The sequence below is a fragment of the Aquimarina agarivorans genome, from assembly GCF_000218485.1.
GTDB lineage: Bacteria > Bacteroidota > Bacteroidia > Flavobacteriales > Flavobacteriaceae > Aquimarina > Aquimarina agarivorans.
This window is the reverse complement of the sequence record NZ_AFPB01000138.1, coordinates 25,111-45,295: the sequence shown is the minus strand read 5'-3', so window position 1 is coordinate 45,295 and position 20,185 is coordinate 25,111. Positions and strand designations below refer to the sequence as shown.

18 protein-coding genes are annotated in these 20,185 nt (G+C 33.6%); 13 read left to right on the top strand and 5 right to left on the bottom strand.

Annotated features, from left to right (window positions below; genetic code table 11):
* Positions 1 to 30: 30 nt before the first annotated feature.
* The 3 genes from GMC_RS0107925 to GMC_RS0107905 all read left to right on the top strand — a co-directional run bounded on the left by GMC_RS0107925 (position 31) and on the right by GMC_RS0107905 (position 4,607).
* Complete coding sequence (locus GMC_RS0107925; RefSeq protein ID WP_010521627.1) at positions 31 to 999, top strand: hypothetical protein; 969 nt, start codon at positions 31 to 33, stop codon at positions 997 to 999.
* A 647-nt stretch (positions 1,000 to 1,646) separates the two neighbouring features.
* Positions 1,647 to 3,575: a hypothetical protein gene (locus tag GMC_RS0107915; RefSeq protein ID WP_010521626.1), complete on the top strand. Its 1,929-nt coding sequence runs from the start codon at positions 1,647 to 1,649 to the stop codon at positions 3,573 to 3,575.
* A 369-nt stretch (positions 3,576 to 3,944) separates the two neighbouring features.
* Entirely contained in the window at positions 3,945 to 4,607 is a 663-nt protein-coding gene (locus GMC_RS0107905; RefSeq protein ID WP_010521625.1) for a hypothetical protein, read from the top strand.
* A gap of 152 nt (positions 4,608 to 4,759) precedes the next feature.
* On the opposite strand, the gene GMC_RS0107900 is transcribed toward GMC_RS0107905, so the two are convergent.
* The 4 genes from GMC_RS0107900 to GMC_RS0107885 all read right to left on the bottom strand — a co-directional run bounded on the left by GMC_RS0107900 (position 4,760) and on the right by GMC_RS0107885 (position 8,406).
* Positions 4,760 to 5,656, bottom strand: a complete 897-nt coding sequence (locus GMC_RS0107900; protein WP_010521624.1) for a globin family protein — start codon at positions 5,654 to 5,656, stop codon at positions 4,760 to 4,762.
* 426 nt (positions 5,657 to 6,082) lie between these two features.
* Entirely contained in the window at positions 6,083 to 6,595 is a 513-nt protein-coding gene (locus GMC_RS0107895) for a DUF4136 domain-containing protein (RefSeq protein ID WP_010521623.1), read from the bottom strand.
* A 113-nt stretch (positions 6,596 to 6,708) separates the two neighbouring features.
* The gene (gene obgE, locus GMC_RS0107890) at positions 6,709 to 7,704 is read right to left on the bottom strand and encodes a GTPase ObgE (protein ID WP_010521622.1); all 996 of its coding nucleotides are present in this window, start codon (positions 7,702 to 7,704) and stop codon (positions 6,709 to 6,711) included.
* Positions 7,705 to 7,833: 129 nt separating this feature from the next.
* On the bottom strand, positions 7,834 to 8,406 hold the full coding sequence (locus GMC_RS0107885; protein ID WP_010521621.1) for an adenylate kinase: 573 nt from the start codon (positions 8,404 to 8,406) through the stop codon (positions 7,834 to 7,836).
* 473 nt (positions 8,407 to 8,879) lie between these two features.
* Between GMC_RS0107885 and GMC_RS0107880 the strand changes: the two genes are divergently transcribed.
* From GMC_RS0107880 to GMC_RS0107860, 5 genes are all read left to right on the top strand, one after another.
* Positions 8,880 to 10,037 (top strand): 5-(carboxyamino)imidazole ribonucleotide synthase, encoded by a 1,158-nt coding sequence (locus GMC_RS0107880; protein ID WP_010521620.1) that lies wholly within the window; start codon positions 8,880 to 8,882, stop codon positions 10,035 to 10,037.
* A gap of 75 nt (positions 10,038 to 10,112) precedes the next feature.
* Positions 10,113 to 10,601: a 5-(carboxyamino)imidazole ribonucleotide mutase gene (purE, locus tag GMC_RS0107875; RefSeq protein WP_010521619.1), complete on the top strand. Its 489-nt coding sequence runs from the start codon at positions 10,113 to 10,115 to the stop codon at positions 10,599 to 10,601.
* Between the two features lie 775 nt (positions 10,602 to 11,376).
* The gene (locus GMC_RS0107870; RefSeq protein WP_010521618.1) at positions 11,377 to 13,395 is read left to right on the top strand and encodes a M3 family metallopeptidase; all 2,019 of its coding nucleotides are present in this window, start codon (positions 11,377 to 11,379) and stop codon (positions 13,393 to 13,395) included.
* A gap of 43 nt (positions 13,396 to 13,438) precedes the next feature.
* Positions 13,439 to 13,993, top strand: a complete 555-nt coding sequence (locus GMC_RS0107865; protein ID WP_010521617.1) for a sigma-70 family RNA polymerase sigma factor — start codon at positions 13,439 to 13,441, stop codon at positions 13,991 to 13,993.
* Between the two features lie 21 nt (positions 13,994 to 14,014).
* The gene (locus tag GMC_RS0107860; RefSeq protein WP_010521616.1) at positions 14,015 to 14,290 is read left to right on the top strand and encodes a hypothetical protein; all 276 of its coding nucleotides are present in this window, start codon (positions 14,015 to 14,017) and stop codon (positions 14,288 to 14,290) included.
* Here the strand turns inward: GMC_RS0107860 and GMC_RS0107855 are convergent.
* Positions 14,279 to 15,091, bottom strand: a complete 813-nt coding sequence (locus GMC_RS0107855) for a UbiA prenyltransferase family protein (protein ID WP_029489666.1) — start codon at positions 15,089 to 15,091, stop codon at positions 14,279 to 14,281. The two genes, GMC_RS0107860 and GMC_RS0107855, sit on opposite strands and share 12 nt — an antisense overlap.
* Before the next feature lie 107 nt (positions 15,092 to 15,198).
* On the opposite strand from GMC_RS0107855, the gene GMC_RS23240 reads away from it, so the two are divergent.
* Genes GMC_RS23240 through GMC_RS0107835 form a run of 5 tightly spaced genes read left to right on the top strand, consistent with a single transcriptional unit; the run spans position 15,199 to position 20,159 of the window.
* Positions 15,199 to 15,747: a hypothetical protein gene (locus GMC_RS23240; RefSeq protein WP_438829878.1), complete on the top strand. Its 549-nt coding sequence runs from the start codon at positions 15,199 to 15,201 to the stop codon at positions 15,745 to 15,747.
* Positions 15,693 to 18,044, top strand: a complete 2,352-nt coding sequence (gene gcvP, locus GMC_RS19475; protein ID WP_438829879.1) for an aminomethyl-transferring glycine dehydrogenase — start codon at positions 15,693 to 15,695, stop codon at positions 18,042 to 18,044. The genes GMC_RS23240 and gcvP overlap by 55 nt, the downstream gene beginning before the upstream one ends.
* Positions 18,045 to 18,055: 11 nt before the next feature.
* Entirely contained in the window at positions 18,056 to 18,637 is a 582-nt protein-coding gene (locus GMC_RS0107845; RefSeq protein WP_010521614.1) for an SMI1/KNR4 family protein, read from the top strand.
* Positions 18,638 to 18,697: 60 nt separating this feature from the next.
* Positions 18,698 to 19,063, top strand: coding sequence for a group III truncated hemoglobin (locus GMC_RS0107840; protein WP_010521613.1), 366 nt, complete (start codon positions 18,698 to 18,700; stop codon positions 19,061 to 19,063).
* 40 nt (positions 19,064 to 19,103) lie between these two features.
* Positions 19,104 to 20,159, top strand: a complete 1,056-nt coding sequence (locus GMC_RS0107835; RefSeq protein ID WP_010521612.1) for a 3-oxoacyl-ACP synthase III family protein — start codon at positions 19,104 to 19,106, stop codon at positions 20,157 to 20,159.
* Positions 20,160 to 20,185: the final 26 nt, after the last annotated feature.

Genomic DNA, 20,185 nt, shown 5'->3' with positions numbered 1-20,185 from the left:
ATTATATTCTTAAATCCCAAAACTTAAACTATGTTTTTCAAAAACATAATCTACATATTTTTACTTTCATTCGGCGCTTTATTATCAGCGCAAAATAGTCATAAAGTAACCTTTGACTTTGATGCTTGTGATAAGGGAAATTATTCAAAATGCTATAAAAATTTGCCCATTAACCTTTTTTCAGATTTAGATGGTGCAAAAATGCAAAAAGAAGCGTTTGATTTAAAAGTAAAACAGCTGATACAGGAATACATTTCACATCATATTGGAAAAGAACTTCTGAAAATTTATACTAATTCAAATTCAAAAAAACTGGGCATCACTTTTTGGGTAAACAGCTCGGGACAAATTGAAAAAAGACTTTTTAGTTCTACTATAAAAAAGCATCGCGCTACATATAAAAAATTGAAATTTTTATGCTCAAAATTAGACTTTGATAAAAAAGTGAACCCTTTGTTCAAAGATTATTTAAATGAACAGTATACTTTGATTTCCGAAATTAATCAAGACACTACAGCTACTAAAGACCAAATTTTACAAATGCCACCTAACAAACCCGCTTTTGATGTATCCAAAACGCTTCCAATTTACAGTGGGTGTCATAAACTTGGTAGTGGCTATACGCCCGAAGAAAAGTACATAGCTGAAAGAAAGTGCATTGAATACAATATTAGTCAATTAATTCAAAAGAAAATTAATCATCCCGTAATTTGGTCTGTAGAAAAGAAACTGAGTTCAAACTATAATATGTATGAATCAAAAATCACTACATACCTTATGTTTTCCTTTGATAAAAAAGGAAAACCAAGCAACCCCAAAGCCCTTGGCATTTTACCTGAACTTGAAAACGAAGCTTTAAGACTATTTACAATGATACCTAAAGCTATTTTACCAGGAACACTTGACGGCAAACCCGTTGGATTTTCGTTTAACCTACCGATCACTTACGTTACCGCAAAAAAAGATGTTACACAACAGTTGCCCGAATTTAAAAACTAATATTCCATTTTCATGAAAATTTCATTTTAATTTTCGCTTTAGCAATAATGACGCTTTATGATGCCAAAAGACTCATATCAATTGCTTGTTTTTTATGGTAGCTTTTAAATAATTTGGGTTATGATTTTGAATTACTCAAATAAAAATTAGGAAATTTTGCTAAGGCAGGAAAGTAAATATAAGCGTAACCCCAAATACAGTATATTGTTTTTTGAGATATCAAGTAAAAGTGAAATTTATGTTGTGGGTTTTATCATAAATTTTTCTAATTGACAAGGGTTGAATGCAAAAAAAATTCGCCAATTATATGAGCTAACTATTCATTATACGAACAGCAAAACCACGTAGTGATTCTAGAAAATCTTACTTAATTTTTGGGTCTTCATTTCACTCAAAATTTACTTTACTGTTAACAAAAAATACTTTTTAAGTCCAAAATATTGAGAATTACCATGTTAAAATCCTTTATTTTTAATAAAAATCTCAATTTTAACATAAGCTTATTCTTTCAAGTACTACATCACCTATCTCATTTTGTAAGCCAAAAAACTGTGGATTTTTACAATTCATCGAAAACTGAAAAACATTAAATCCATCAATTAAAAACCCTCCCATTTATACATTACATTTACGTATAAAAAAAAGTTATGAAAAAAATTAATTTATCAATTTTAGCAGCTGCGGCTACTATTATTAGTGCACAGGCCATTGCGCCAACAGCAAATGGCCTATCAGCTGATGCTGTAAAGGCAGCAGCTACAAACCTAGGTGATATTTCTAATGTTGTTACTCTATCGGCTTCAAGATCTACTAGTCGAAGTTTAGATATTGTAATCAACAGTGACATTGCTGATAATGTGCGATTAGAGGTACTGAATGGTGGCCCCTCAAGAATATTTATTAGGTTTGTCGATCAAAACATTTCCCTAGTAAAAGGTACAAACACAATCAGCGTAGACTTGGATTCTTCGCCAGGAACGAGATTGGCAATAAAAGTATCATCTGATAATACTAGTGGTTCTGAAGTTATCGAATTTTTAGAACCTGAATTAGCAGCTTCTGGATTAGGAGATATTAATGACTTAGTAAGTATTGAAGCTTCTAGTGCTAACGGAAATTTGGACCTTGTTATCAATAGCGATATCAGAGATAACGGTAGTTTAACTATTAGAACTACTGGTTTTAATAATAATGGAAGTATCATTGACAGAGTTGTACCTTTAGTTACTGAACGTTCAGTTCCTTTGGCTAGAGGCGAAAACAACCTTTCTTTAGATCTTGACCTTATCCCGGGTATTATTCTTGATATTACTTTTACTTCAGCGAATACAAGCGAAACTGTTATAAAAGGATTTACCGTACCTGCACCAGTAGTTTCTGGATTAGGGGATATTAATGACTTAGTAAGTATAGAAGCTTCTAGTGCTAACGGAAATTTGGACCTTGTTATCAATAGCGATATTAGAGATAATGGTAGTTTGTCCGTAACATTTTTTGGCTTTGAAAGAAATGGAAGTATTTTGACCAGACCTGTGAATCTGATTTCAGAACAATTAGTTCCACTTGTAAGAGGGGAAAATAAGTTATCTTTAAATTTAGAGCTTGGCGCTGGCGCTATACTAGATATTTTTTTCGCATCTGCTAACACAAGTGAAACTGTAAGTGAACGTTTTATTGTACCTGCGCCAGTAGTTTCTGGGTTAGGGGATATTAATGAATTAGTAAGTATAGAAGCTTCAAGTACTGATGGAAATTTAGACCTTATTATCAATAGCGATATCAGAGATAATGGTAGCTTAACAGTTAGAACCACTGGTTTTAATAATAATGGAAGTATCATTGACAGAGTTGTACCTTTAGTTACTGAACGATCAGTTCCTTTGGCTAAAGGCGAAAACAACCTTTCTTTAGATCTTGACCTTATCCCGGGTACTATTCTTGACGTTACTTTTACCTCAGCAAACACAAGTGAAACTATTGTAGAAGGATTTACCGTACCTTTTGGACTAGGTAACATAAATGACTTAATTAGTTTGAGGGCTAATCCAAGTAGATCAACCAGAGGAAGTGTTGATTTAGTAATTAATAGTCAAATTAGCGGTGATGTAAACATAGAAATTTCAGGTACTGATGTCCTTTTTAACAGATTAAACAGAATTTTAATTGAGCAAACTGTTTCACTAACTAAAGGTATTAATAGATTATCTTTTGATATTGGGCTTGAACCAGGACAATTTGCATTTATTAGATTGGATTCAGATAACACAGATGATCAAATAACGAAAAGATTTGTTGCTCCTGAATTTGCTACAACTGATATTCGTAGTTTGGTTGACCTAAGCGTATTTACCCCAAGTAGAGGAAGCGCAGTAATTGAACTAAAAAGTGACTTAAGAGATAATGCTAATTTACTATTGATTAATTTGGCTACAGGCGAAAGAACAAGACAAAGAGTTTTAATTTCAAGAGGAGTTTCTTCAATTGAACTTGATAATTTAAAATCTGGTGCTTATGTTGTTCACCTAAGATCAGTAAATACTGAAAAAAGAGTTTCTAAAAAATTCATGGTAAAATAAATTTTATTAAAAATTTTATTTATAAAGCCGCTACTTCAAGTTGCGGCTTTATTGTTTTTAATAATATGACATTACAACGTTTATACAACAAAGGATGATTGCAAAAAAAGTTTTTTTTAGCTTAAATACTGGAAAAAAAGTAAATACTGATAGGCTGTTTAAAACTAATAATGTAAATCGATTTTAAAAAACACTTGAAATAATAGCGTTTATACAATAAATGATTTTCCTTACATGGAATCCAATTCGTACAAATACTACAATACTTATACTGAAAATTACAACCAATCAACTAATATTCAAGGCAAACGACTAATAGCAAAAAAAATCTAAAAAATTTTGTTAGTTTAAACAAAAAACATATATACCATGAAAAATTTTAATTCTTTTTTACTTACAACAGCACTTGTTTGCTCTGGATTATTGGGTTATGCATCTAACTCAAATCATAATTTAAACACTAACGAGTCAGAATTTAGGTTAGGAAATATCCGCCAATTTGTAACAATCAATACCTCTAGCTCCATAAGAGGTAATCTTGATCTAACAATAAATAGTGATATCAGAGATAACGGAAATTTAGTTGTGCAAACAGCAAATGGTAGACTGTTAACAATTTTGGACAACAGGTCAGTACCATTAGCAAGAGGTGAAAACAAAGTCTCTTTAAATTTGAACCTTCAACCAGGAGAAACTGTTTCCATTCGATTTACAACAGCAAATACAAATGGTCAGTTACAATCATTTTTTACCGTACCACAATTTAATGCAAATGATATTCGTAGCTTAGTTGATTTAGATGTATTTACACCTTCGCGAGGAAGAGCGGTAATTCAACTAGACAGTGACCTTAGAGATAATGGAAACTTACTTTTGATTAATTTATCAACTGGAGTACGAACAAGAAGAAGAATACTAATTTCTCGAGGACAATCTAACACTAACATTAACTTACCTTCTGGTCCTTATGTAGCACATTTACGTTCTGCCAATACCGTTAGACGAGTTTCTAAAAGATTTATGGTTAGATAATTAACTGATAAAAATCTTTTAAATTGAAAAAAGGCTGTCATTAATACTTTGACAGCCTTTTTATATGTTATTATTTTTTATGCTTCATGCAGAAACTCGCTTATACTAGTGCTAACTTTAAATTACCTGAGTAAAATTAGAATTTTCTAAGACTACCAAAATTTCCACCATGGCTTTTCTGCATCAGTAACTGCTGCGCCCACTGGCTCCTGCTTCATTGTCGTACTTGCAGCATCTTTCATAGTAGTAGCTAATACGGAATAAACTTCCGTCCATGCATCTTTAACATTAGGAGTAAAATCGTCTCCTAAACCTGTTTCTAGAGTATACAATAATGCTGATCCTACAGTATCATAATGTTCGTTTTTAACACCATAAGCCAAGTGATTTTTTCCTAAATTTTGAACAGCTGGCACTATGGCCTCTAAATTATCTAAACCGTTTACGGCGGTACCAATCATGCTCATTAATTTAGCTCCTTGCTGTTTCATATCGCCTTTAAACATAGGCTTTACCGAAGGATCTAATTCAAAAAGTTTATTGTAAAAAATTTCAGCAGCTTTATCCGCAATTGGCGCTACTTTAGTAAAACTAGATTGTACTAATCTTTTTTTACGCTCCGTCAATCCTTTTTCTTTTGGTAAGCTATTTGCTGCATCTTTCATAGTTGTAGCTAACACGGTATATACTTCAGTCCAAGCCTCCTTAACTTCAGGCGTAAAAGCATCTCCCAAACCTACATCTAATGTTTCCAATAAAGCCGCTCCTACCGTATCGTAATGTTTGTCCTCCACACCATAACCCGCATGTCCTTTTCCTAAATTTTGTACAGCTGGCACTAACGCTTCCAAATTATTTAAACCATTTACAGCAGTACCAATCATAGCCATCAATTTAGCTCCTTGCTGCTTCATATCACCTTTAAACATTGGTTTTAATGAAGGGTCTTTCTCAAATAATTTACTGTAAAAAATCTCCGCCGCCTGATCTGCTATTGGAGCTACTTGCTTAAATGTACCCTGTACTAATTCAATAGTCTTACTTTCCATAGTTGCTTACTTTGCTGGTTAACAATTTAAAAAGCAATATACAAATTTAACTAAGTATTAATACTTAATTTTAATACGTATTTATACTTAGTTAATATTTTTATGAAAAAAGCAACACAGCACTACAAAAAATCAATAAAGCTCAAAAATTAGCGTATTTTAATTAAACTTTATGAAAGGAAATCAGTAAAAATGAACCACTATGGATTAAAAGTACCATAGTTTCGGTTATGAATAAAAATCATTACTTTTTAAACATCCGTTTTTTGTAATTTAAAGCCAACAGCTAATTACTAATTACCAATAACTCTTGTAATATTTATAGAAGCTAAAAGCGAAATGCTTTAAAAATGCATAGTTTTAACTAAACCTGAGACCAATAAAGAAATTCCATAAAAAACTTCATTCATGAATAGACAACATCATTTATTTTGATTGAGGCGGATATTTAGAAAAAACTTTTTGCATCATCACATTAAAAAAACCAACCCTATTTTCTGGAGTTTGTCGGGAGTTTTGAGTGTCGTCAGCCTCCGCTTGCCAAATAAGTTCATCATTGGCAACATCCACAAAATCTACAGTCAACTGAATATGTTGATCAGGACCTCCAAAAGGAATAGTACTTCCAACATTAATAGGACCATTACCCACTCCCACCCCAATGCCAGTACGCGAAGGTGTTTGATACTTTGCACTTTTAAAATTCACATACAATTGCGGTGTATCTGATTTTGTAAATCCTTTTTCCTTGAGCGCTTTATCCGTAGCATCAAGCAAGCGCTTGGTATCTAAATCGCTTAACCCCGTTTTTAAATCTGGGTAGTAATTATAAGTTTTGTACGCAGAAAATGTAGTTTTTGTATCATAATCATACACAACTCGTGGACCAGTACAAGAAATCGATAACAACACTACCATAAAATAGACTAAACGCTTCATAAATTAAAGTTTATATGAATTTATTAAAAAAATGGGTGAAATGTATTACTTATAGCAAAAAACGTGCTAATTCTAATGAATAAGCACGTTTAATTATTTTTGACAACTTCTTCTTATTGCAACATTTTCCAAAGTGCATCTTTAAGTTCCGTTAATCCTTCCTGCGCAACCGAGGAGATAAATAAAAATGGCACATCTAGTGTTTCCGTTATTTCTTTAGTAATTTCTGTTTTCAACTCATCATCAAGCATATCTGATTTCGATATCGCTATAAAACGTTGTTTATCCAACATTTCAGCATTGTAGCGTTTTAATTCATCCAGTAAAATATGATATTGCTCAACAATATCTTTAGCATCCGCCGGAATCATAAACAACAAAGTGGAATTACGCTCAATATGACGTAAAAATCGATGTCCAATTCCTTTACCTTCAGCTGCACCTTCAATAATTCCAGGAATGTCAGCAATTACGAAAGATTGAAAATCTCGATATTCAACAATTCCTAAATTGGGTTTTAAGGTAGTAAATTCATAAGCTGCTATTTTAGGTTTAGCAGCAGTAATTACGGATAATAGGGTAGACTTTCCTGCATTAGGAAAACCAACCAAGCCAACATCGGCCAACACTTTAAGCTCCAAAGTAACATCTGCCTCCAAACCAGGCATCCCTGGTTGTGCATAGCGTGGCGTTTGATTGACACTACTTTTAAAATGCCAATTTCCTCGGCCACCCATTCCGCCTTCTAAAATAATCAACTCCTGACCAGCGTCCACCAACTCGTGTAAAATTTCCTGAGTTTCGGTAGCTCTAACTACCGTTCCCATAGGAACATCAATATAAACATCTTCGCCATCAGCTCCCGAGCTTCGGTTTTTACTTCCGTGTTCGCCATGACCTGCTTTTACATGTCGCTTGTACTTTAAATGTAACAACGTCCACATATTAGAATTTGCACGCAAAATCACATGACCTCCTCTTCCTCCATCACCCCCGTCGGGACCACCTTTTGTGATGTATTTTTCTCTATGTAAATGTGCTGAGCCTTTACCCCCGTTTCCGGAGGACAAATGCAATTTTACATAATCTACAAAATTCCCTTCTGTCATATTCTTTGTATTGCGTACCTTCTAGCAGCCATTAACGATCAATTTTATTGAACAATAAATACTACAATTAATGTTGCTTTTCAATTCTTAAAACAAACTGAATGATTCTTATCAAAAATGTCTTAATTATTACAATTTATCTATTACGCTACTAATACGCTCTGTAATTTCAGGAATATTCCCTACTCCATCAACTCCGTGATACTTGTTTTGCTTTTCGTAATAGTCTTTTAAAATTGCAGTTTCGGAGTAGTATACTTTTATTCGGTTACGAATAATATTTTCATCCGCATCATCTGCCCTACCTGATGTTTTTCCTCGTTCTAACAAACGCCCTACCAAAACTTCATCATCTACCTCCAAAGCAACCATACCACTCACTCCCGTATTTTTTGTTTCCAATAATTCAGCTAGTGATTCTGCTTGCGCCTCAGTCCTTGGAAAACCATCAAATATAAAACCTTTAGCCTCCTTATTTTTTTCCACTTCTGCGTTAAGCATATTAATAGTAACCTCATCAGGTACTAATTGCCCTTTATCAATATATGATTTTGCCAATACCCCTAATTCAGTAGCATTTTTTATGTTATGCCTAAACACATCTCCTGTTGAAATATGCACCAACTGATACTTGTCTTTTAAAAATTCAGCTTGTGTGCCTTTACCTGCACCTGGAGGACCAAAAAGTACTACGTTTATCATTTATTTGTTTTTAATTCCTATTTTTTGCAATAATCATGAATTGATATGCCAAAAATAACAATGGATGTGTAAAATTAAAGAAACGCAAAGATAGTAATTTACTACTTAAGCCTTAACACAACCTAATAATAGTATAATTTGAACAAGAATAGCTACTCAATTATAAAGTTGATACACAATTTGAAAGTTAGGCGTTTGTCATCTATAATTTTATCATCCAACAATTACTATTATTTAAACAACAATTAATCAGTAACAAATTGATAACATAAACCAAAGTTTATATTAACAATTGCATTCTGTTGACTTATTCCTTTTTGCCTCCAACCATAAGTACAAAAATCGTATTCACATGAGTAACAATTTTATAAATAAATCATCTTCTTTTTTTTTCGCATCTTTTAATTCAACCTAGTTATTACTAGTTTAGTATAAAAGAAAAAAGTAATTTTGCAACTTAATTATACGCATTTATGCAACATTTTTTTTCATCGGATTTCAAGTTGGGAATTCTAGGAGGTGGACAACTTGGTAAAATGTTATTATACGAAACTCGCAAATATGACATTAAAACCCATGTTTTAGATCCTAGTAATGAAGCCCCTAGCAAAATAGCTTGTAATTATTTTGAACAAGGTGATTTATTAGATTTTGACACTGTTTATAATTTTGGAAAGCAAGTAGATGTACTTACTTTTGAAATTGAGGCTGTTAATGTTGAGGCGTTAGAAAAACTTGAAGCAGAAGGAAAAAATGTATATCCATCCGCAGCTACGCTAAAAAAAATTCAAAATAAAGGAAAGCAAAAACTTTTTTATCAAGAAAAAGGAATCCCCACTGCTGATTTCGAAAGATTTGAAACAAAAAGTGATTTAGTAAAGGCAGTGGCGTCAAATAAAATTACTTTACCATTCGTATGGAAATGTACTGAAGGTGGTTATGATGGCAACGGCGTTAGTATTATTAAACAAAATAATGATATTGATAAACTCCCAGATGCCGAGTGTATTGCTGAAAAACTTATTGATTTTAAAAATGAATTGGGAGTTATTGTGGTAAGAAACCCCACTGGAGAAGTAAGCACTTATCCTGTTGTTGAAATGGAGTTTCATCCCGAAGCGAATCAGGTGGAATATGTAATTTGCCCTGCTCGTATTGATGAAAATGTTACCCTAAAAGCCAGAGCGATCGCAAAAAAAGTTTCTGAAAGTTTTGAACACGTTGGCGTCCTTGCTGTTGAGATGTTTCAAACAAAAAATGATGAAATTTTAGTTAACGAAGTAGCCCCCAGAACACATAATAGCGGTCATTTTTCAATAGAAGCCAGCTACACCAATCAATTTGAACAACATTTGCGCAGTGTGCTTAACCTTCCTTTAGGAAATACCGATAGTAAAGTTGCTGCTGTAATGGTTAATCTTGTTGGAGAAGAAGGCTTTGCTGGAAATGTACGTTATCAAAATATTGATAAAATTATGTCGTTGCCTGGTGTGACCCCGCATATTTATGGCAAAAAAGAAACCAGGCCTTTTAGAAAAATGGGACACGTAACCATAGTTAGCCCAAATGTTAATGATGCTAGAAGTGTAGCTGAAAAAGTAAAAAAGTCGATAAAAGTAATCAGCAGTTGAATGCATTATTTCATTAACTTAGTAAGCCAAATTCATATTAATCAAAAGATTAGATAATACGTTATAAAATTACACATGGATAAAGTAGGAGTAATCATGGGAAGCAAAAGCGACTTACCTGTAATGCAACAAGCTATTGATTTTTTGCAAGAAATGGCAATTGAAACCGAAGTTGATATCGTATCTGCTCACCGTACCCCCGAAAAATTAATTGAATACTCATCTAACGCTCACTTAAGAGGAATTTCAGTTATAATAGCTGGAGCAGGAGGCGCAGCTCATTTACCTGGCATGGTAGCCTCCATGTCACCATTACCTGTAATTGGCGTACCCGTTAAATCCAGGAATTCAATTGATGGTTGGGATTCTATTTTATCAATATTACAAATGCCTGGTGGTGTGCCCGTTGCTACCGTGGCCTTGGACGGCGCTCTTAACGCTGGCATACTTGCCTCGCAAATATTAGGAACTAAAAGTGAGAAAATTCAAAAAAGAATTTTAGAGTACAAAAAATCTTTGAGAGAAAAAGTGCTACAAACGGCAGACGAACTTAAAACTAAATAACAATTATGTTAGGAGGAGGTCAGTTAATACAAGTATACAGATAGTAAGCATCGCTAGTATTGCATTCTGTACGCTTGGAATTAGGCTATATTATTGATTAAAATGGTTCTAAAATAAGGTTATCTCGTAAAACCAACTGCTTTATTTATAACTACCCCCTTAGATAAGTTATTTGTGCAAAAGCTGATAATAGTCTACAACAACCTTATTGAACTACAATATAAACAATACTTTTAAAAGTGGATACAAAACGTATCCACTTTTCTTTTGACTTCATAGGTTAAAAAAGTAACCAACTTAAATATTAACACAACTAAAAAGCCAAGACAAAAATAATGCAACCTTATGTTTTTCAAATCATTGATAAATAATATACAATACAAAATCGATAAAAGGCAGTAAAATAGGTCAACCCACATATTGTAGACTAAATTTTATGCAAAAACAAAAAAGCTATTCAAAATGAATAGCTTTTTTTAAAGTTGGACCTTACTTTATGAAGAATAAATATTATTAACCAACTTAAATATATTACACAAAACTTCGTAAGATCCGTTTTTTACACATTCAAATATAAGATAAAATATTGAATAAACAAGACTAAATGCATTATTATTCGTTAAAATAACTTTTTTTAAAAAAAAATTCGTTTTTTCTTACACTAAAATTTCACGTATATTCTAAGATACAACTAAAATTTAATGAAACCAATCATTGAAATTGAATTTATAAGTTTTTATCTTGGTCTGCATTATTTTTTATAAAAAAGCATCTAATGAGCAATCCTCTTTTAACAATATTCGATCAGGCACCTTTTTCAAAAATTAAAACCTCCCATTTTTTACCCGCTTTTAAAAACGCTATAGAATTAGCAAAAAGTGAAATTGAAGGTATTTGCCAATCAAAAGCACCTCCTACTTTTACCAATACTATTGAAGCCCTTGATTATGGTGGCGCACTTTTAGGTAGGGTTTCCAGTGTATTTTTTAATTTAAATAGCGCTGAAACTAATGACGAAATTCAAAAAATTGCTCAGGAGGTTTCTCCAATGCTTTCTGAATTTAGTAATGACGTTACCTTAAATGAAACATTGTTTAAAAAAGTTAAGCAAGTTTTTGATGCAAAAAACTCATTAAAGCTAACTAAAGAGCAACTTCAATTACTAGACAAACATTACAAATCCTTCACTAGAAATGGTGCCCTATTAAATATTGAGCAAAAAGAGGCGCTTCGTAAAATTGATAAAGAACTTTCACAAAAAACACTTCAATTTGGGCAAAACCTTCTAGCAGATACTAATAATTTTGAATTGCTACTTACTAACGAAAGTGATTTAAAAGGACTACCTGAGGGCACAAAAGAAGCCGCAAAAAATTTAGCTAAAAATAAAGATAAAGAAGGCTGGTTAATAACATTAGATTATCCTAGTTATATTCCTTTTATGAAGTATGCTGAAAATAGAGCACTCAGAAAAAAATTAGCGATTGCTTTTGGTGCAAAAAGTTTTAAGGATAATCAATTTAATAATGAAAAACTCATTAAAGAAATTGCAACACTTCGCTTTGAAAGAGCCAATTTACTAGGGTATAAAACTCACGCCCATTTCACTTTAGAGGAGCGCATGGCTCAAACTGCCGACAATGTACTTTCTTTTTCAAAAGATTTACTTGAAAAAGCAACTCCAGCAGCTAAAACCGAATTTGAGAACCTGACTGATTTTGCCAAGGATTTGGACGGAATTGAAACGCTTCAAAAATGGGATGGTGCATATTACAGCGAAAAACTAAAACAAAAGCTGTTTAATTTGGATGATGAAACCCTTAAACCCTATTTTAAACTTGAACATGTTTTAAATGGTGCTTTTGCTGTAGCTGGAAAATTATTTGATTTAAATTTTGAAGAAAATCATACAGCCGACAAATATCATAATGAAGTAACGGTGTACAATGTGTACAATTCGAATGGGAAATTCATCTCCTTATTATATACTGATTTTCATCCTAGACCTGGTAAACGTGCCGGAGCATGGATGACCTCATACAAATCCCAGCAAATAAAAAACAATCATAACGAAAGGCCGCACATTTCAATTGTTTGTAATTTTACCCGGCCTACTGAAACAAAACCATCGTTACTTACTTTTAATGAAGTTACTACCTTGTTTCACGAATTTGGTCACGCTTTGCATGGCATGTTAGCCAACACCACTTATCCAAGCCTATCAGGAACAAGTGTTTTTTGGGATTTTGTTGAGTTACCAAGTCAAATTATGGAGAACTGGTGCTTTGAAAAAGAAGCATTAGAACTTTTTGCTCATCATTACGAAACTGGTGAGCTTATCCCCATGGAATACATAAAAAAAATTAAAGAATCAGCAACCTTTCATGAAGGTATGGCAACACTACGACAGTTAAGTTTTGGATTACTAGATATGGCTTGGCATACAACACCCCCAAAAGGTGATTTTAATGTAAAAGATTTTGAAATGGAAGCTTTTAAAAACACACAATTATATCCCGATGTGGCTGAAAATTGTATGAGTACCTCGTTTGCTCATATTTTCCAAGGCGGATATTCTTCAGGTTACTACTCTTACAAATGGGCTGAAGTTTTAGATGCCGATGCTTTTGCTTATTTTAAAGAAAATGGTATTTTCAATAAGGAAATAGCCACCAAATTTAAATTAGAGATACTTGAAAAAGGTGGTACTGAACATCCTGCAACATTATACAAAAACTTTAGAGGGAAAAAGCCCACTAATGAAGCCTTGCTTAAAAGAGCTGGACTTGCATAATTTAAAAGTATTTATTTAGTACATTTGATACTTATAAAAAAAAATGGCTGAACATCAATTAAACCCCAATACATGGATAAAAAAGTATAGTGATTACTTATTTAATTATACTATTGTTCGTGTTGATGATCGAGAAATTGCCAAAGATATTGTTCAAGAGACTTTTTTTGCTGGATTACGCTCAATGAAAAATTTTAAAGGGGAAGCTTCTGAACGTACTTGGTTAATTTCAATTTTAAAAAGAAAAATAATTGACCACTACCGAAAAATAAATAGTAATAAAGGCAAAGCAGAAGTACGTATGGCCTATAATTCTGATTCCGAAACCGAAGGTGACTGGTTGGAAGAACGCGTTGCAGACCCTTACGCATCTAATGCCGAAAACAAAATTGAAAATAGCGAGTTAGGGAAAGCCATCAACAACTGCCTAGATAGCTTACCTGATAAGCAAGCCACAATTTTTAGAATGAAAACCATTGATAATTTTGATACTGAAACTATTTGTAATGAATTTAATATTACAGCGTCTAACTTATGGGTAATCATCCACAGAGCAAGAACTGCAATGGCATCTTGCATGGAAAAAAATTGGTTTTAAAAAATTATTATGAGTATGTCGATGAAAAAAAACTATAAACTATTCATACCTTGTGATGAGGCTCAGCACGTTTGTGATAAATCACAATACAATGAAGCTACTTTGTTAGAAAAAATCAAATTAAGTATACACTTGATATTTTGTAAAGTATGTCAAAAATATGTTTCAAGCAATAACAAGCTTACAAAAGCAATGCAAGAAGGAAAAGCACCTAGTTGCGCTATGGAAGTGAATGAAAAAAATAGCCTTGAAACGATGTTTGAAAAAGAACTTGCAAAACAACAGTCAGGCAATTAATCCCACAAACATCCAATATACTATTGGGATTGATTCTATAAAAAATGAACAGTAATATTTAGGATTAGTGTCTTTTGTATTGTAAATAAAAGACACGGTCATAAAACTCACCAAGCCTGAAATCCAAAAACTCTCAGGCTTTTTTTGTATCGCAATTTCTATTATTACAAATAAAACTAGTAAAATCCCCGCTATAATTTTTGCCTTTTTTACTCCAAAAACCTGAGGAAGTGTGCGCAAATTTTCAGTATCATATTTTAAATCCCGGATATCAAAAGGAATAATTAACGCTACAACAAGCACAAATATTTGCAAACAGTGCATTACAAATTTCCAATCCGTTTTTAAACCAAAATGAACTGTTGGCGCAATCACCACTGTAAGCACCCAACATAAAGCTACCACATAAATTTTTGCTCCTGAAAACGACCTTAAATTTTTACTCACAACTACAGGGATAGCATATAAAAAAATCAATGCTCCACCCAGGGCAAAAACTAATAATGTTTGTATTGGTAATTGCGCCCCATAAAAAACCAAAAGCAAAAAACTTAAAAACGAAAAAAACTGAATTCCCCTTAAAAAAGCGGTTAAACTACGATGATGAAGCTTAGCCAAAGGTGCATATTTAACAAAATTATACCCAGTAATTGATCCAAATAGCACAACTGCTGACAATGGCAAATAGGCATTAAGATTATTTTTTAACAAGAATATTTGAAATAATGCAAAAATAGCTATCGAAACATGGATACTTGCTTCTATATAGAATCTAAAAATTGACATTAGAAAACGCCTCATTACACCGTTTGTAAAAGTTGAAAACTTAACAATTGTACGTTATTTTTTTCTAAAATCTACTAGATAATATGTGTATTTTTGCAGCGTAAAATTCAATGTAGTAGCACATGAATGTCCCTCAATTTAGTAATCGACATATAGGAGTTTCTGAAAATGAACTGCAAACCATGCTAAAAACTGTTCAAGTAAACAACTTAGAACAACTAATTTACGAGACCATCCCTGATGGCATTCGATTGCAACATCCGCTGCAACTTGAACAGCCGATTTCCGAATACGAGTACCTAAAACACATTCATGAATTAGGCTTAAAAAATAAAGTTTTTAAATCCTTTATTGGATTAGGATATCATGAGGCATGTGTCCCTGCAGTTATACAGCGTAATATTTTAGAAAATCCTGGTTGGTACACAGCATATACCCCATATCAGGCTGAAATTGCACAGGGCAGGCTTGAGGCTTTACTAAATTACCAAACAATGGTTGTGGAGCTTACAGGTATGGAACTTGCTAACGCTTCCTTGCTTGATGAAAGTACCGCTGCTGCAGAAGCAATGACCATGCTTTTTGCATTACGCAATAGAACTCAAAAAAAGAAGGTATTTGTAAATTTTTTGTTTCATCCGAAACTTTACCGCAAACTATTTCATTATTAAAAACCAGAGCAGTTCCTTTAGGTATTGAAATAGTAGTTGGCAATCATGAAGCTTTTGATTTTTCAGCTGCTTATTTTGGCGTTTTGCTTCAATATCCAGGCAAAACAGGACAAGTATTTGATTACTCAAATTTTGTTTCCAAAGCAAAAGAAAACGATATTAAAGTTGCTTTTGCCGCTGATATCATGAGTCTGATAAGCTTAAAGTGTCCTGGAAAAATGGGAGCTGATGTTGTTGTTGGCACTACGCAACGTTTCGGTATTCCATTAGGGTATGGTGGCCCACATGCTGCTTATTTTGCTACCAAAGCAGCCTACAAGCGCAATATTCCAGGGCGAATTATTGGCGTATCTAAAGACCGCCTAGGCAATCGAGCCTTACGCATGGCTTTGCAAACAAGGGAACAGCACATAAAACGTGATAAAGCAACTTCAAATATATGTACTGCTCAGGTATTACTTGCAGTTATGGCAGGCATGTATGCTGTTTATCACGGGCCAAATGGACTTAAAGCTATAGCAAATGATATTCATTTAAAAGCGGTAACTACCGAAAATGAACTGAAAAAACTAGGTTACAAGCAACTTAATGATTCATTTTTTGACACCTTACTTTTTGAAGTAGAAAATAGCAAGGACATAAAAGTAGCAGCAGAAAAATTAATGCTTAATTTTTATTATCCGAATGAAAAATCAGTTTGCATAGCCATTAATGAAACTACTTCAATCGATGATATAAACGCTATATGTAATGTTTTTGCTTCTGTTATTCAAAAGAAACACCAAGGAATAACCACACTTGTAACTGATCCTAAAATTGAAAATAACGTCAAAAGACTCAGTCCTTTTTTAGAACACGAAACCTTTACATCCTACCATTCGGAAACTGAATTAATGCGCTATATTAAAAAATTAGAGCGTAAAGACCTGTCCTTAAACCACTCCATGATTGCATTAGGCTCATGTACTATGAAATTGAATGCTGCTGCAGAAATGCTTCCGTTAAGCAATCCGCAATGGAATAATATACACCCATTTGCTCCACTGGAACAAGTTGGAGGGTATCAGCAAATGCTTTCTGAACTTGAAAAAATGTTATCAGAAATTACTGGATTTAGCGCCACGTCATTGCAACCAAACTCTGGAGCACAAGGGGAATTTGCTGGCTTAATGGCAATTAGGGCTTATCATGAAAATAATGGAGATCACCACCGTAATATTTGCTTAATACCTTCATCAGCACATGGCACCAACCCCGCTTCAGCAGTAATGGCAGGGATGAAGGTAGTAGTTACAAAAGCAGCTGATAATGGCAATATCGACATAAACGATTTACGCGAAAAAGCGGAGTTACATAAAGACAACTTAGCTGCCTTGATGGTCACTTACCCGTCTACTCACGGGGTTTTTGAATCTGAAATTAAAGAAATAACCAGCATTATACATCACCACGGAGGCCAGGTATACATGGATGGCGCAAATATGAATGCACAGGTTGGCCTGACTAATCCAGGCGCTATTGGCGCTGATGTTTGTCATTTAAACTTGCATAAAACTTTTGCAATTCCGCACGGTGGCGGAGGGCCTGGTGTAGGTCCAATTTGTGTTGCCGAACAATTAGTCCCTTTTTTACCGGGCAATCCGATAATTAAAACTGGCGGCACAAAAGCAATATCAGCAATTTCAGCAGCTCCGTTTGGTTCAGCTTTAGCTTGTTTAATTTCATACGGATACATTAAAATGCTTGGAGCAAAAGGACTTACACAAGCTACTGAATATGCAATTTTAAATGCCAACTATATCAAAGAGCGACTTGCGGGGCACTACGACACTTTATACTCTGGCATCATGAATAGGGCTGCACATGAATTGATTATTGACTGCAGGCCTTTTAAAGAGCAAGGCATTGAAGTTTCCGATATAGCAAAGCGATTAATGGATTATGGTTTTCATGCACCTACTGTTTCATTCCCTGTAGCGGGCACATTAATGATTGAACCTACGGAAAGTGAAAGTTTGCTAGAATTAGATCGTTTTTGCGAAGCAATGATTGCTATCAGAAAAGAAATTAAACAAGCTAATATTGATGAACCTAATAACATTGTAAAAAATGCACCTCATACACTAACTATGCTTACGGATGATGTTTGGAATTTCCCTTACAGCCGAAACCAGGCTGCATATCCATTAGATTTTGTAAAGGAAAATAAGTTTTGGCCAAGTGTAAATAAAATTGATGAAGCACACGGGGATAGAAATTTAGTTTGCAGCTGTACTCCTATTGAAGCATATGCTTAAAATGTAATAAAATGTTATTTACCAAAAGATTAGTATCCCTAAAAAAAGAATTGGAATCTCATCCGTTAGTAATATTAAAAAAATTTAACATTAGATCACCTCAGGCTTTTGATTTAGGCATTTATTCTAAAATTGACCCCACTATCATCAATTTCTATACTGAAATGGATGGTTTTGAAATTGAATGGGATTTAAAAGATTCTTATGAGGACAGAGATAGCTATGGTAATATTCAAATTGCCCCAGCAGGAACTGTTTTTACAAAGCCATCGGAATATATTGATCCTAGGTACCTAGGCTTTGATTATTTTATAGCTGAAGCCAATTGCGGATTATGGTTTGATCCTAAAAATGATTCAAACCCAATATATTTTAAAGATGGTGATGACAACTATTGTCCAATTGCTTCTAATTTTAATGAATACTTTGAACTACTCATCAAATCTCGTGGATTTTGGTATTGGCAAATGACAAAAGCTACCCCTAAGCTTTTCCCAGAAATTACTAGCCCTGAAGAGCAAGAGTTTTTTCAAAAAATGCCTTTGTTATTTGCAGATTTTGATCCTTCTGATTTTAACAAATTCAATTCATAAGTGTAGCATCCAAAAAATGCACCTATATTATCAATAGTAAAAATTTAGACTGTATCGCTAATGACTGATATCCAAAACCGTGCTGATTTAGAATTTTTATTCAATTCTTTTTACGAAATCGCAATGAGCGACCCAAAGATTGGATACTTTTTTACTGAGGTTGTCGCCATTAACTTACAAACACACCTCCCTATTATTATTGATTTTTGGGAATATAATCTATTTCACAAAGGCAGCTATACCAAAAACCTGTTAGAAATACACAAAAATATACATTCAAAAGCTACAATGGATTTTTCTCATTTTGATCATTGGCTTTTCTTATTAAATAAAACGGTAGATCGTTACTTTTGTGGAACAATTTCTGACAAATTAAAAACTAATGCGCTCTCCATAGCAACAGTTATGAAAACCAAAGTCATTTAGGTTTTGTAAATTTGTTAGTACAACCAAAAAAAACCTCACATTGAGTATTAAAATTACAGGACTTGGAAGCTATATCCCTAACAAGGTTATTGCTAATGAAGATTTTGAAAATCATTCCTTTCTAAATATTGATGGATCAAACTTTAAACAAAATAATAAGACTATAATAAAAAAGTTTGTTGCTATAACTGGTATTGAAGAACGTCGCTATGCCTCAGAAAATTTAAACACCTCTGACATGGCTTACGTTGCTGCGCAACGCGCTATTGAAAATGCATCATGTGATCCTGAGTCTATTGATTATATTATTGTATCGCATAATTTTGGCGATGTAAAATATGGTGATGGACAAGCAGACATGATCCCCAGTTTGGCATCGCGCGTAAAACAAAAGCTGCAAATTAAAAACCCTAGTTGTGTTGCGTATGATCTGATCTTTGGATGTCCTGGTTGGGTTGAAGGAGTTATACAAGCAAATGCTTTTATAAAGGCTGGTATTGCTAAAAAATGCTTAGTTATTGGTGCCGAATCACTTTCAAGAGTTATTGACCCGCATGACAGAGACTCTATGATATATGCTGATGGTGCAGGAGCGAGTATTATTGAAAGTACTACTGAGATAGGCGGAATTATTAGTCATGAAACCGCAAGTTTCACCTTGAATGAAGCAAATTTCATATTTAATGGCAAAAGCTACAATGCTACTGCTGATAATACTTACTTCATAAAAATGCATGGGCGAAAAATTTATGAGTTTGCGCTTACAAATGTTCCTTTAGCCATGAAAAAATGCCTCGATGAAAGCAAATTTAATATTCAGGATATTAATAAAATACTAATCCACCAGGCAAATGAAAAAATGGATGAGGCCATTGTAAAGCGTTTTTACCAGCTTTTTGATATGGAAACGCCTCCCCAAATAATGCCAATGTGCATAAACAAACTTGGAAACAGCAGTGTAGCCACTGTTCCAACACTTTATGACTTAATTTTAAAAGGTAACCTGCATCCTCATGAAATCAACAAAGGTGACGTGCTTTTACTGGCAAGTGTTGGTGCTGGTATGAATATTAACGCTATTGTTTATCAACATTAAAATCAACTGATCTTTATCTTTATAAA

Bases quoted from the DNA above. Each gene is read 5' to 3' on its own strand.
- GMC_RS0107925 (WP_010521627.1), top strand. From the start codon at position 31: ATGTTTTTCAAAAACATAATCTACATATTTTTACTTTCATTCGGCGCT.
- GMC_RS0107915 (WP_010521626.1), top strand. From the start codon at position 1,647: ATGAAAAAAATTAATTTATCAATTTTAGCAGCTGCGGCTACTATTATT.
- GMC_RS0107905 (WP_010521625.1), top strand. From the start codon at position 3,945: ATGAAAAATTTTAATTCTTTTTTACTTACAACAGCACTTGTTTGCTCT.
- GMC_RS0107900 (WP_010521624.1), bottom strand. From the start codon at position 5,656: ATGGAAAGTAAGACTATTGAATTAGTACAGGGTACATTTAAGCAAGTA.
- GMC_RS0107895 (WP_010521623.1), bottom strand. From the start codon at position 6,595: ATGAAGCGTTTAGTCTATTTTATGGTAGTGTTGTTATCGATTTCTTGT.
- obgE (WP_010521622.1), bottom strand. From the start codon at position 7,704: ATGACAGAAGGGAATTTTGTAGATTATGTAAAATTGCATTTGTCCTCC.
- GMC_RS0107885 (WP_010521621.1), bottom strand. From the start codon at position 8,406: ATGATAAACGTAGTACTTTTTGGTCCTCCAGGTGCAGGTAAAGGCACA.
- GMC_RS0107880 (WP_010521620.1), top strand. From the start codon at position 8,880: ATGCAACATTTTTTTTCATCGGATTTCAAGTTGGGAATTCTAGGAGGT.
- purE (WP_010521619.1), top strand. From the start codon at position 10,113: ATGGATAAAGTAGGAGTAATCATGGGAAGCAAAAGCGACTTACCTGTA.
- GMC_RS0107870 (WP_010521618.1), top strand. From the start codon at position 11,377: ATGAGCAATCCTCTTTTAACAATATTCGATCAGGCACCTTTTTCAAAA.
- GMC_RS0107865 (WP_010521617.1), top strand. From the start codon at position 13,439: ATGGCTGAACATCAATTAAACCCCAATACATGGATAAAAAAGTATAGT.
- GMC_RS0107860 (WP_010521616.1), top strand. From the start codon at position 14,015: ATGAAAAAAAACTATAAACTATTCATACCTTGTGATGAGGCTCAGCAC.
- GMC_RS0107855 (WP_029489666.1), bottom strand. From the start codon at position 15,091: ATGAGGCGTTTTCTAATGTCAATTTTTAGATTCTATATAGAAGCAAGT.
- GMC_RS23240 (WP_438829878.1), top strand. From the start codon at position 15,199: ATGAATGTCCCTCAATTTAGTAATCGACATATAGGAGTTTCTGAAAAT.
- GMC_RS0107845 (WP_010521614.1), top strand. From the start codon at position 18,056: ATGTTATTTACCAAAAGATTAGTATCCCTAAAAAAAGAATTGGAATCT.
- GMC_RS0107840 (WP_010521613.1), top strand. From the start codon at position 18,698: ATGACTGATATCCAAAACCGTGCTGATTTAGAATTTTTATTCAATTCT.